11 protein-coding genes are annotated in these 12576 nt (G+C 65.4%); 4 read left to right on the top strand and 7 right to left on the bottom strand.

The genetic code is table 11. The features are described from left to right. The 4 genes from C7401_RS37010 to C7401_RS36995 form a co-directional block, all read right to left on the bottom strand. Window positions 1-443: thiolase family protein (locus tag C7401_RS37010; protein ID WP_309252019.1), on the bottom strand; the 443-nt coding region annotated here is incomplete at its 3' end. 91 nt (window positions 444-534) lie between these two features. Further along, window positions 535-2433 (bottom strand): class I poly(R)-hydroxyalkanoic acid synthase, encoded by a 1899-nt coding sequence (phaC, locus tag C7401_RS37005; protein WP_112176993.1) that lies wholly within the window; start codon window positions 2431-2433, stop codon window positions 535-537. A 510-nt stretch (window positions 2434-2943) separates the two neighbouring features. Next, window positions 2944-3813, bottom strand: coding sequence for a peptidoglycan editing factor PgeF (gene pgeF / locus C7401_RS37000; RefSeq protein WP_112176992.1), 870 nt, complete (start codon window positions 3811-3813; stop codon window positions 2944-2946). Next, a complete protein-coding gene (locus C7401_RS36995) occupies window positions 3810-5087 on the bottom strand; it encodes an RluA family pseudouridine synthase (protein ID WP_112176991.1) in 1278 nt (425 codons plus the stop codon). Before C7401_RS36995 ends, pgeF begins: the two co-directional genes overlap by 4 nt. Before the next feature lie 98 nt (window positions 5088-5185). Between C7401_RS36995 and C7401_RS36990 the strand changes: the two genes are divergently transcribed. After that, on the top strand, window positions 5186-6025 hold the full coding sequence (locus C7401_RS36990; RefSeq protein ID WP_372460411.1) for an outer membrane protein assembly factor BamD: 840 nt from the start codon (window positions 5186-5188) through the stop codon (window positions 6023-6025). A gap of 116 nt (window positions 6026-6141) precedes the next feature. Here the strand turns inward: C7401_RS36990 and rlmD are convergent, their stop codons facing one another. Then, the gene (gene rlmD, locus C7401_RS36985; RefSeq protein ID WP_112177001.1) at window positions 6142-7497 is read right to left on the bottom strand and encodes a 23S rRNA (uracil(1939)-C(5))-methyltransferase RlmD; all 1356 of its coding nucleotides are present in this window, start codon (window positions 7495-7497) and stop codon (window positions 6142-6144) included. 351 nt (window positions 7498-7848) lie between these two features. On the opposite strand from rlmD, the gene C7401_RS36980 reads away from it, so the two are divergent. Beyond that, window positions 7849-8040: a hypothetical protein gene (locus tag C7401_RS36980; RefSeq protein ID WP_112176989.1), complete on the top strand. Its 192-nt coding sequence runs from the start codon at window positions 7849-7851 to the stop codon at window positions 8038-8040. A 93-nt stretch (window positions 8041-8133) separates the two neighbouring features. After that, on the top strand, window positions 8134-8439 hold the full coding sequence (locus C7401_RS36975) for a hypothetical protein (protein WP_133254627.1): 306 nt from the start codon (window positions 8134-8136) through the stop codon (window positions 8437-8439). 79 nt (window positions 8440-8518) lie between these two features. On the opposite strand, the gene C7401_RS36970 is transcribed toward C7401_RS36975, so the two are convergent. Continuing rightward, a complete protein-coding gene (locus tag C7401_RS36970) occupies window positions 8519-10531 on the bottom strand; it encodes a glycoside hydrolase family 28 protein (protein WP_258397371.1) in 2013 nt (670 codons plus the stop codon). A 310-nt stretch (window positions 10532-10841) separates the two neighbouring features. Here C7401_RS36970 and C7401_RS36965 point away from each other — a divergent pair, with 310 nt between their 5' ends. Beyond that, complete coding sequence (locus C7401_RS36965) at window positions 10842-11702, top strand: endonuclease/exonuclease/phosphatase family protein (RefSeq protein WP_112176987.1); 861 nt, start codon at window positions 10842-10844, stop codon at window positions 11700-11702. A 76-nt stretch (window positions 11703-11778) separates the two neighbouring features. On the opposite strand, the gene C7401_RS36960 is transcribed toward C7401_RS36965, so the two are convergent. After that, window positions 11779-12558 carry a 3'-5' exonuclease gene (locus C7401_RS36960; RefSeq protein ID WP_112176986.1) on the bottom strand — a complete coding sequence of 260 codons (780 nt, stop codon included), beginning with the start codon at window positions 12556-12558 and terminating at the stop codon, window positions 11779-11781. Between the last annotated feature and the right edge of the window lie 18 nt (window positions 12559-12576).

Here is a 12576-nt window from a genome sequence, read left to right as displayed (position 1 = left end):
AGGCCGTCGACGATCATGCTGTCGATGAGCTTCGCATCGCCCATGCGGAAGCCGTCGCGCGAGCCCGGCAGCACATGCGGCGCGGCGCTCATGTTTTCCTGGCCGCCCGCGACCACGATGTCCGAGTCGCCCGCGATGATCGCGTTCGCGGCCAGCATCACCGCCTTCAGACCCGAGCCGCACACCTTGTTGATCGTCATGGCGGGCACGGCCGTGGGCAGGCCCGCCTTGATCGACGCCTGGCGCGCCACGTTCTGGCCCGAGGCGGCCGTGAGCACCTGACCCATGATCACGTCGCTCACCTGCTCCGGCTTCACGCCCGCGCGCTCGAGCGCGGCCTTGATCACGATGGCGCCGAGATCGGGCGCCGCCACCTTCGCAAGCGAGCCGCCGAATTTGCCTACCGCCGTACGTGCGGCCGAAACGATCACAATGTCAGTCATTTCCAGATCCTTCGGGCGCCTTGATGGCGCGCAATGCGCCCCGCCCGTCAAGTTGATAACCCATTTCCCGCAGCAAGCGCGTCAATCCATTTCAATCGCGCTGCTGCACATAGCGCCCCGGCGCCGGCTCGATCTCGGGGAATTCCGCCGAACCGGCTTGTGCACGCGGCTTCACCTTCTTGCCGCCGAACTGGTCGAGCCATTCGGCCCAGGTCGGCCACCAGCTGCCGGGTTTTTCCTCGGCAACGGCAAACCAGTCGTCGGCCTCTTCGGGCAGATGCTTCGCATCGGCCTCGACGCTCCAGAAACTGCGCTTGTTCTTCGACGCGGGGTTGATCACACCCGCGATATGGCCCGACGCGCCAAGCACGAATTTCAGCGGCCCCGAAAGCAGCGGCACCGAAGCGTAAGCGGTACGCCACGGCACGATGTGATCCTCGCGCGAGCCGTAGATGAAAGTCGGCACGTCGATACGCGAGAGATCCACTTCCTCGCCGCACACGGTGAGCGCACCAGGCTCGCGCAGCTTGTTTTCCAGATACGTATTGCGCAGATACCACGCGTACATCGGCCCCGGCAGACTCGTCGAGTCGCTGTTCCAGAACAGCAGGTCGAATGGCGCAGGCGTGCGGCCCTTCAGGTAATTGTCGACGACGTAGTTCCAGACCAGATCGTTGGGCCGCAGGAACGAGAACGTGTTCGCGAACTCCACGCCGCGCATGAGACCCGGCGTGCCGCCATTCTTGCCGCCGATGGTCTGCTCGCGCATCTGCACGTGGGCTTCATCGACGAACACGTCGAGCACGCCCGTGTCGCCGAAGTCGAGCATTGCCGTGAGCAGTGTCATCGACGAGGCGGGGTGCTCGCCGCGCGCCGCCGCAACGGCCAGCGCCGTGGCGAGGAGCGTGCCGCCCACGCAGAAGCCGAGCGCGTTGATCTGCTCGCGGCCGCTGATGCTGCGCGTCGTGTCGATGGCGGTGAGCACGCCTTCTTCGATGTAGTCGTCCCAGCCCTTATGGGTAATCGACGCGTCGCCGTTGTGCCACGAGACGAGGAACACCTGCTGCCCCTGCTCCAGCGCGTAGGCAACGAGCGAGTTCTCGGGTTGCAGATCGAGGATGTAATACTTGTTGATGCACGGCGGCACGATCAACAGCGGCCGCTCGCGCACGGTGGCCGTGGTCGGCTTGTACTGGATCAACTGGAAGAGTGCGTTCTCGAACACGACCGAGCCTTCAGTCGTGGCGAGATTGCGGCCCACCACGAAGCGCGATTCGTCGGTCTGCGAAATCTTCCCGCGCGACATGTCGCCCAGCAGGTTCATCACCCCCTGGCGCAGGCTCTCGCCGTGGGTTTCGAGCAAGGCGTTCTGCGCGTCGGGATTGAGCGCGAGGAAGTTGCTCGGCGAAGCCGCCGCCGTCCACTGCTGCACGGCGAAACGAATGCGTTCGCGCGTTTTCACATCGGTGTCGATCGCGTCGACGAGCTCATGCAGATAGCGCGCGTTGAGCAGATACCACGCGGCCGTGAAGGCATACGCGGGCGTCGCTTTCCAGGCGTCGGAGCTGAAGCGCCGGTCCTTGAGCTCGGGCGCCTTCGGCGTGGCGTCGGTGGCCTGGCGCAGCAAGTCCAGCGCGTCGCGCGAATACTCCGCTTGCAGATGCTGCAAGCGCGTGGGTTCGATCGATGCCGTGGGAAGCTTGAAGCCCTCGAACGGGTTCGCGCCGCCGAAGGGGTTCGCCGTGCCGAAAGGACTGCCCGCGGCGAAAGGATTGCCTGCCGAGAAAGGATTGCCTGCGGCAAAGGGATTGGTCCCGGCAAACGGATTGGATGCGGCGAAGGGGTTGCCCGGCGCGCCGTTGCCACCCGGAGGCCACCAATTGCCGGCGAGGCCCGCGAGAGGCGCTTGCTGCGCGGCTCCGCCCGATTGCTGCGCAGCATTCAAGGCGCTCTTCCAGGCGTTCGTCCACGCGTCGAGATATTGCTGCATGCCGGCTGCGTCGGGAGCGAAAGGCTGATTGAAGCGCGTTGCACCATCAGTTGAAGCGCCCGTGCCCGGGGCAGTCTTGGAACGTTGAGATGCCGTCATGCCTGCTTTTGACCGATGTGTCCTGGTGGACTGGTTGAGAGGCAGGTGGTACGCACACGGGCGCTGTTGCGGCGCTCGTCACGACCTGTCCCGTGGGTGAGGGACATTCTTGCTCCCCATTGCAAAGCGTGTCAATGCTTGTGCCCGATTTTGCCGCACTGCGATATTTTTTTAATTATCGTTTTCCCGATGTAATCAGATGTTTAACTCGGGGATGGGATCGGTATGCGGTCCGGCGCACAAAAATCCGTCGTGACGGCAAGCGCTTGCAGTGCAATGAACGGGTTGGCGAAGGCATGCGCCGGGCATGACGCCGTGCCAATTGCGAGATTAGATGCAGCGCAACATAAATGCGCGCAGGTACGTGCGTCGCCGCCCTGCGAAAGGCAGCGACGCGTGGCGAACATCCTGTCAGGGTTCGAGCCAGATCAGCGCGGCCATGCGGCCCGTGACGCGATCGCGCCGGTAGGAGTAAAAGCGCTCGCGCAGCGTGACCGTGCACTGGTCGCCGCCGCTCACATGGCGCACGCCCAGCGCGTCCAGGCGCAATCGCGCCAGGGCGACGAGGTCGGCAAGGTACTTGCCGGCGGCCTCGGGGCGCGCCACGAAGGCGGCTTCGGTCGCCGCGCGATGTGCGTCACGTTGTGCCGCGTCGACACTCTCCGCGTGGGTCATGAACGCGTCACGCACGTCTGCGCCGACTTCGAAGGCCGTGGGCCCGATCGCCGGCCCGAGGTATGCATGCAGGTCGGCGCTCGTGCAACCGGCGAGCGCCGCCACGCGTTGCGCGGTGCGCTCGATCACGCCCGCTGCCAACCCGCGCCAGCCCGCGTGCGCGGCGCCCACGGCGCGGCCCTCGCCATCGCACAGCAGGACGGGCATGCAGTCGGCCACCATCACCGTGCAGGCAATGCCGGGCTCGGCGGTCACACTGGCGTCGGCTTCGAGCGGCGCACCCGCACGCGCGGCGGCGAGCGCTTCGGCGGCGTCCACCACAACAGGCCCGTGGATCTGCTTGAGCCACGCCGCGGGCACGCCCGCATGAGCGAGCAGGCGCGCGCGGTTCGCCTCGACATCGTCGAGATCGTCGCCGGAGCCGCGGCCGAGGTTCAGGCCGCCGGGCAACTCGACGCCCTCACTACCCTGCGCGCCCTCCCAGCGCCCGAACGGCGGCGCGCTCACGCCGCCGTTGCGCGTCGTCACGAGCGCGCGCACGCGCGGCGAAACCTGCCAGTCGGGGAACAGCAAATCGGCGGATGTCAGTTCCGGGCAGGTCGTCATGCGGGCTTGTCCTCGTCGTGCCGATCGTCGTCGCTGTCTTCGCCGTCTTCATCGTCGTCGTAATCGTCTTCGTCGCTGCCGATCACGTAGCCTTCGTCGGTGTAGGCGCTGTCGAACATTTCGTCATCGAAGCCGTGTTCGTCCTCGTCTTCTTCGCTGCCGAAGCCGAGCGCCTCGATCAGCGCGTCCATGTCGTCGGGCGCGTCGGCGCGCCATTGCATCGCGCGGCCCGTCACCGGATGCACGAGGCCGAGACGCCACGCGTGCAGCGCCTGGCGCGCGAAACCGTCGGGCAGCGCCGCCACCGAACGCTTGCCGCGCGCGTGGCCGTACACCGGATCGCCCAGCAACGGATGACCGATGTGCGCGCAATGCACGCGGATCTGGTGCGTGCGGCCCGTTTCCAGGTCGCAATGAATCGCGCTCACGGGCTGGTTGTGCCAGAGCGTCTTGTCGATACGCCGGAAGTGCGTGCGCGCGGGCTTGCCCGCCGCGCCCTTGACCACCGCCATGCGCGTGCGATCGCGCGGATCGCGGCCAATGGGCGCGTCGATCGTGCCTTTGTCGGCCATGCTGCCCCAGACGAGCGCGAGATAGCGGCGCTTCACGGTGCGCGCCTGCAACTGGCGCACCAGGTCGGTTTGCGCCTCGAGCGTGCGTGCGACGACCATCAGCCCCGAAGTTTCCTTGTCCAGCCGATGGACGATGCCCGCGCGCGGCAGGCCCGCCGCCGCTTCGCCGTAGCGATGCAGAAGGCCGTTCAGGAGCGTGCCGCTCCAGTTGCCGGCGGCCGGATGCACGACGAGCCCCGCGGGCTTGTTGATGACGACGATGGCGTCGTCCTCGTAGATGACGTCGAGCGGCACCGGCTCGGGCGTGAAGGCGAGCTGCTCGGGCAGGAGATCGGGCACGAGTTCGATGGTCGCGCCGAGCGGCACCGGCTGGCGCACCTTGGCGGGCTTGCCGTCCACGCGCACGCGCTGCTCCTCGATCCAGCCCTGGAGGCGGCTGCGTGAAAACTCCGGAAACACTTTCGCGAGCACCTTGTCGAGGCGGTCGCCGGCAAGCTCATCGGGCACCTGAACGAAGCGCGGGGCTTCGTCCCGGCGCGTACGCGGGGCGCCGCCCGCGAGCGGCGCGGCGGCCTCGCCGTTGAGGTCGTCATCGAAAGCCTCACTGGAGGCTGCGTCATCGGGCGCATCGCCCAGGCTATAATCGCTGGTGCTGTTTTGGGCGCCGGGAGCGCCGGCCCCCGGAATAACTGAACGGGTCATTGAGTCTGGGTCACCTGTGGACCTGAAGCTGGACTGGATAAATGCGAGCCTTGAACACGATTACGAAACTGGCCAAACAAGCAGTGGCCCGAAACGCAATGCGCGCGGCGCGAGCACAAACGCTCGGCAAGATCGGCAACATCGTTCGCCTTGCCGTGTGCGGCGCGGCGCTCGCTGTGGTCGCGGCCTGCCACGGCTTGCCGGAAAAGACCGACGAAACGGCGGCATGGAACAACAACAAATTATATACGGAGGCTCAGGACGCGCTCTCCGGTGGCGACTGGGGCAAGTGCGCGAAGTACTTCGAAGCACTCCAGGGCCGCGACCCGTTCGGCCATTTCGCCCAGCAGGCTCAGATCAACGTTGCCTACTGTAACTGGAAGGACAACGAGAACGACGCCGCCGACCAGGCGATCAACCGCTTCATCCAGTTGCACCCGGATCACCCGGACATCGCCTACGCGTACTATCTCAAGGGCATGATCCACTTCAACGACGACCTGGGTCTCTTTGGCCGCTTCTCGGGCCAGGACATGAGCGAGCGCGACCCGAAGTCGCTGCGCGAGTCGTATGACGCGTTCAACACCGTGGTCAGCAAGTATCCGCAAAGCAAGTACGCGCCGGACGCCGCGCAGCGCATGCGCTACATCGTGAACGCGCTCGCCTCGCACGAAGTGCACGCGGCCGACTACTACTATCGCCGCGGCGCCTATGTGGCGGCCATCAACCGCGCGCAGCTCGCCATTCAGGACTACAAGAGCGCGCCGGCCATTGAAGACGCCCTGCACATCATGATCCTGTCGTATCAGAAGCTCGATCAGCCGCAGCTCGCCGAAGACACGCGCCGCGTGCTCGCCGCGACCTTCCCGGACAGCCCGTACATCACCGGCCACGCCCGTCCCGGCAAGGAAAACAAGTCGTGGTGGCAGATCTGGTGATCGCCGCCGGCTCACGCTGAAGCACGCTGAAAAGCAAAACGCCACGGAAATTCCGTGGCGTTTTTTTTGCCTCATCGGCAGCGCAGGCATGGAGCGCCTGCGCTGCGCGCGGGGTCTCAGTCGCGCTCGAACAACGCGATCGACTCCACGTGCGACGTGTGCGGGAACATGTTGACGACGCCCGCACCCTTGAGCCGGTAGCCGGCCTCGTTCACAAGAACGCCCGCATCGCGCGCCAGCGTCGCCGGGCTGCACGACACGTAGACGATGCGCTTGGGCAGCGGCCCATTGCCGCTCTGCGCGATTTCCGCGAGCGCCTGCGAAACGGCGAACGCGCCTTCGCGCGGCGGGTCGACCAGGAACTTGTCGAAGTGACCGAGCGCGCGCATGTCGTCGGCGGTGACTTCGAACAGGTTGCGGCACGCGAACGACGTATGGCCGTCCACGCCGTTGGCGCGCGCGTTTTCGAGCGCCCGGGCGGTCAGCGTGTCGCTGCCCTCGATACCCACCACTTCGCGCGCGAGACGTGCGAGCGGCAGCGTAAAGTTGCCGATGCCGCAGAACAGGTCGAGCACGCGATCGCCCGGCTCAGGCGCGAGCAGGCGCAGCGCCCGGCCGACCAGCACGCGGTTGATCTGGTGATTGACCTGCGTGAAGTCGGTCGGCTTGAACGGCATGCGGATGCCGAACTCCGGCAGCGTGTAGTCGAGTTCCTTGTCCAGCGGATAGAACGGGAACACCGTGTCCGGGCCCTTCGGCTGTAGCCAGAACTGCACGTTGTGCTCGTCGGCAAACGCGCGCAGCAGGTCTTCGTCGGCGGCCGTGAGCGGTTCGAGAATACGCAGCACGAGCGCCGTCACGCTGGAGCCGACCGCAAGCTCGATCTGCGGCATGCGATCGCGAATCGACAGCGCGGCCACAAGGTGCCGCAGCGGCACGAGCATCGCCGACACGTTCGGCGGCAGCACTTCGCAGCTCGTCATGTCGGCCACGTAGCTGCTCTTCTTCTCGTGGAAGCCGACCAGCACGCCGCCCTTCTTCGGCACGTCGCGCACCGTGAGGCGCGCGCGATAGCGGTAGCCCCACGACGGCCCGTGGATCGGCCGGAACATCGTCTCCGCGCGCACCTTCGAGAGGTGCGTGAGGTTGTCCTCCAGCACACGCTGCTTGACGGCGATCTGCGCGCGCACGTCGAGGTGCTGCATCGAGCAGCCGCCGCAGGTGCCGAAAAACGCGCACTGCGGCTTGGTGCGGATCGCGCTCTCGCGCAGCACGCTCACCACCTGCGCCTGCTCGAAAGTCGGCTTCTTGCGGTAGCTGAGGTAAGTCACGCGCTCGCCGGGCAGCGCGCCCTCGACGAAGATCACCTTGCCGGGCTCGCCCGTCTCGGTGACGGTACGGCCAACGCCGCGCGCGTCCATGTCGAGCGATTCGATCTCGAGAATGGGGGCATGAGCGACAGAGGCTTCGATGGCGGCGCGCTTTTCGGCGCGACGCTCGCGCTTGCTGCGCTTTTTCGCGGGCGCGGACGGCACGGCCCCGGCGTGAACCGGGTCGGCCTCAACGGGCGCGGTTTGAGGGTCGGGGGCAGCTTGAGACACCAGCGGATTCCTGACAGACGATGGATGAATATTGGGCGAAGGCGAGATTGTAGACGATGTCGCCGCCCTCGCCGCCGACGCGCCGTCGTTGCTCCGCGTGTTCCACGCGCATTGCGCGCTTGCGTCTCGTTTTCGAACTCCTCCGATCGTCCGTGCCGAACCGCGTCTCTACGATGGTTCCTGCCGCGTGACACCTTCGAGCCACGCGAAGGAATCGTCAACATGTCCGCCGTCCTCTACCTGCAAACATTCGCACTTTTGCTGCTCGCGCTTGGCGCGGCCACCGTCGCCGAGCCGCTCGTTTCGAAGCACGCCACATCGCATCGCCTGTTGCTGCTCGGCTTCGTCGGCCTCGCGGTTCCCGTCGCGCTGCTCGCCCTGCTGCTTTTCGGCCTGCGCGTCCTGCTCGATTAGACGCGTTCAGATTGACGCGCTTTCAGAATCGTCCCATAGATCGCCCCACCGGCGGCCGGAACGATAACAATCTCATTCACCTACGGAATCGAAGTGAGCAAGCTATCTCTTTGTGCGCTCGTGGCCGCGACGCTTGCGGGCCTCGCGGCATGCGCCCCGACCATCAAACCCGATCAGGTCATCGCCTCCATCCACCCCGGCATGACGCAGGGCGACGTCTACAAACGCATCGGGCCGCCCGATCGCGGCTATCAGACCAACGGTCTCGACTGCTTCCAGTACGACCTCGGCAAGTACGACCTCGACAGTTCCCGCAACGTGCCGTTCGCGGTGTACTTCGACCGCAATCACCTGGTGGCGGGCACCGCGCGCGCGGCGTGCCAGGGCCGCCGCATCTAACGCAAAAACGGCGGATAGCGCCGAACGCTACCCGCCGCCTGCCTCACAGGGCCCTCACCGCGAAGGTCCGTGCGACGCTTCAGCCTGTGAGCGACGTGTTGTAGGTCGTCCCGGCGATCACCACGTTGCTCAGCGCGATCGCATTGACGTTGTTCACGTAGATCGGCCCCGGCGTGGTGGCCGAAGCCGTGCCGGTGCACACCGGCGTGCCGAGGTTGCAGTTCGAGATGGTCACCCCCGTGATCGGCGAAACTGTCGGCGCCGGAGAGGCTCCGTTGTAGTCCGAAGCAACCGGCCCCTGCGCGACGATGGCCTGAAAGCACGACGCCGTATTGCCGTTGAGCGTCACGTTACTCGCGTTCACGTTGGAAATGTTCACGTTCTGGACAACAGGCGGGCTGATGCGCACGGCGTCGCCGGCCGGCGAGTAGTCGCAGTCGAAGGTGATCAGGCCGCCCTGCGACGCCGACGGGTTCGAGCCCGCCGCCGACGTCACGCCAAGCGGCACCGAAGCGTTGATCGGACTGCCCGTCAGCATGTTGCTGGTGCCGTAGCCGCTGCCCGTGAGATTCACGCCGTTGGGCAGATCGACCGAATCGATATAGACGTCCTTCACGAAGCCCCCGCGGCTCATGTTCGTCTTGATGCGGATGGCGATGTTGAGCGGGTTGGTCTGCCAGTTCTGGTTGAGCATGTTGAGCTGGCGCGCGTAGATGCGCTGCACGCCCGCGCTCATCTCGCTGCCGAGCGTGATGCCGCCATGACCGCTGTTCATCGTGCAGTTCTGGATCACGTGGTCCTGCGCGGGGCCGAATTCGGTGTCGAGCGCCTTGCCCGATTTGATCGCGATACAGTCGTCGCCCGTGTTGAAGGTCACGCTGTCGCACAGCACGTTCGTGCAGGCTTCCGGGTCGAAGCCGTCGTTGTTCGGCCCGATACTGTCCGCGAACACGCCGCGGATCACGACATTGGCGCAATCGGTCGGATGGTTCTGCCAGAACGGCGTGTTCTGCGTGTGGTAGCTCTCCATCAGCACGTTGGTGCAGCCGACGAATTCCACCATGCAAGGCCGCAGGTAATGGCCGACGCCGAAAATGCGCTGCGCCACCGGCACGCCGAGTTGCGACAACGCGGGCAGATAGTTCTGATCCTGATTCCAGGGCGCTTTCGTCGAGCCCGTGATGAGCGCGAGCAAGGTTGCGTTGGTGCTCGTGAGCGCCGCGTTGTTCGGATTGGCGTAGGCCTGCGAAGGCGTACTCGAGTTCACGCAGCCGTATTGCCCGTTCGAGCCTTTGTAGGTCCACCAGCAGGTGGAGGCGCTGCCGCTGCCGCTGAACGGCGTCATGGCCTGGCCGTTGAGGATCGAGGTCTCGCCCTCGCCCGTGATGGCAATATTGGTTTGCTTGTAGGCGTATACGGGCGAGCCGAAGTTCAGGCAGTCGTTGCCCTGCCAGCGCGTGTAGTAGAGCTTGCCGTTCGCGCCGCAATCGACCGGGCCGCTCTTTGCGTAATCGGCCGGGTTCGGGCTGAAGTAGATCGTGCAGCCCGCGCTCAGATGGAAGTTCACATTCGAGAGCAGCACGATCGGACCGCCGCAATACCAGTTGCCGGCCGGCACGACCACGCGGCCGCCGCCCGCGAGGTTCGCCGTCTCGATGGCGAGGTTGAACGCCGAACAGGAGTCGTAGGCCGTGCCCGTGAGCGAGCCGTTCACCATCTGGTCCGCGCCGGGGCTGAACGGCTGGGTGTACGGGTTGACGCTCGCCTGCACCTGGGTCGTGAGCGCCTTCGCGCCGAAACTCGCCGCGTTGAAATCGGCCGCGCGAAACATCGACTGGGTGAGGCTCGAAAGCGACGAGATGATGCGCGTAGCCGCGCCCGAAGTGCCCCAGATCGGGTCGTTCGCAACCGCGCCGCCGGTGCCGGTGCTCGCGGAAGCGCCGCTGCTGCCGCTACCGCCACCGCAGCCGGGCAACGCGGCGAGCATCGTCGCGCCGGCCGACGCGCCCGCGAACGCCATGAATGTGCGGCGCCCGGGTGAGGCCGGCCCGCCCTCCGCCTTGGAGTTGCCCTGCGTGATCTGCTTTGCCATTTGACGCTGTCTCCATGTTTGAAGTTGTTGTTCCGCTCGTATCCAGCTTCTTATTGCTGGAAAGTCAGGCTCGTAGCGAACCTGTATGGCAACATCGTGAAGCACGGCATTTTTGTAATACAACAATGAGATTGTCAAGCTATCTAGAGCCACCAAACCATGAGGAGCATCGTCAAATCAGTGTTTACAAGGGCAAACCCCGATCCTCATCATCAATCGTTGCAATAAATTTGTAAAACAACACACGGCAAAAATCCAGGCTAGGGTAGACGCGCGACGAACGCCGCCGCGTCATGCAAGGAGCGGACGAATGAAACTGGTGAGCTGGAATGTGCAGTGGGGACGCGACGCCTCAGGCGTCGTCGATCTGGCGCGCACGGTGCGCGAGGCACAGCGCCTCGCCGACTTCGACGTGTTGTGCCTTCAGGAGATCACGCGCGGGTTTCACGCGTTGCCCGGCGGTCCCGGCGACGACCAGTTCGCCGAACTCGAAGCGCTGCTGCCGGGCTATACGGTGATTGGAGCGATTGGCGCCGACTTGCCCGCACCCGGCAACGCGCAGCACGCGCCGCGGCGTCAGTTCGGCAATGCGCTCGCGACACGCCTGAGCGTCGCGCAGGTCTTTCGTCATGCGCTGCCTTGGCCGGCCGATCCGGGCTCGCCGTCGATGCAGCGTGTCGCGCTCGAAGCCGTGCTCGACGCGCCGGGCGGCGCGCTGCGCGTGCTGGTGACGCATCTGGAGTTCTATTCGCTGCGCCAGCGGCTCGCGCAGGTGGACGCGTTGCGGCGAGCCCAGGAGGAAGCCGCTGACCATGCGGCGCACCCCGCCCCGGCGGAAAACGACGTCGGCCCGTTCGCGCCAAGCGGGCGGCCCGTGAGCACCATCGTCTGCGGCGACTTCAACAGCGCCTGGGGCAGCGAGGCATATATGCGCATGCTGGAGCCGCTTGGCGGCAGCCCGGCGTTCATCGACGCGTGGACGGCGCTGCACCCCGGCGCAACGCCGCCGTACACGGCGGGCGTGTACGACACGGCGCAATGGTCGGACGGGCCGCTCACGTGCGACTTCGTGTTCGTCACCGAGGATTTGCGCTCACGCTTGCAGCGCTGTGAGATAGACGGCGCGACCGAGGCGTCGGATCATCAACCGATCGTGCTCGAACTGCGCTAAGGATCACAGACCGGACGTTCGTGCGCAATCACGCACTCGCGCTATTGCACCCGCGCACGAGTGCACAACCGCACGATCAGGCCGCGAACGCCTTCAGATACTCGCCCCAATGCGGTGCGGTTTCCGCGCCGAGCGACTGCTTCACGAACTCGATTTCGTCCGCGTATTCGCGCTCACTGAACCCGCCGCGCATCATCTGGAACCGGCAATAAAGCAGATAGGTGTTGACCACGTCGGTTTCGCAGTAGTTGCGAATCTCTTCGATTTTCCCTTCCTGAAACGCTGTCCACACCTGGCCGCCGTCCATGCCAAGCTTGCCCGGAAAGCCGCAAAGCTTCGCAAGCGCGTCGAGCGGCGCGTTCGCGCGCGGCTGGTACATCGCGAGCACGTCCATGAGGTCCGTGTGACGCGTGTGATAGCGGCTGATGTAGTTGTTCCACTTGAAGTCGCGATCCTCTTCGCCCATTTCCCAGTAGCGCACCGCGCGAATACCGTGCACGAGCGCCCGGTAATTCAGCACCGGCAGGTCGAAGCCGCCGCCGTTCCAGGAAACGAGTTGCGGCGAATACTTTTCGATCGTGCGGTAGAACGAATCGATCAGGCGCGCTTCGCCGTCTTCGGGCGTGCCGAGCGAGCGCACGCGAAAGCCCTGCCCGTCGCGGAACACGCAAGAGATCGCGGCGATGCGTTGCAGGTGATGCGGCAGGAAATCGCTGCCGGTCTTCTCGCGGCGCGCGGCGAAGGCGTGCTCAGCCACTTCGGTGTCGGTGAGCGAGGCGGGCAGATCGTCGAGACGGCGAATGCCGTCGACATCGGGAATTGTCTCGATGTCGAATACGAGTACGGGTACTGTCATTCAGGTGGACTGCGAGAT

The organism is Paraburkholderia unamae (assembly GCF_003268775.1).
In the GTDB taxonomy this organism is placed as follows: Bacteria; Pseudomonadota; Gammaproteobacteria; order Burkholderiales; family Burkholderiaceae; genus Paraburkholderia; species Paraburkholderia unamae.
This window is presented reverse-complemented; position numbering and strand designations above follow the sequence as displayed.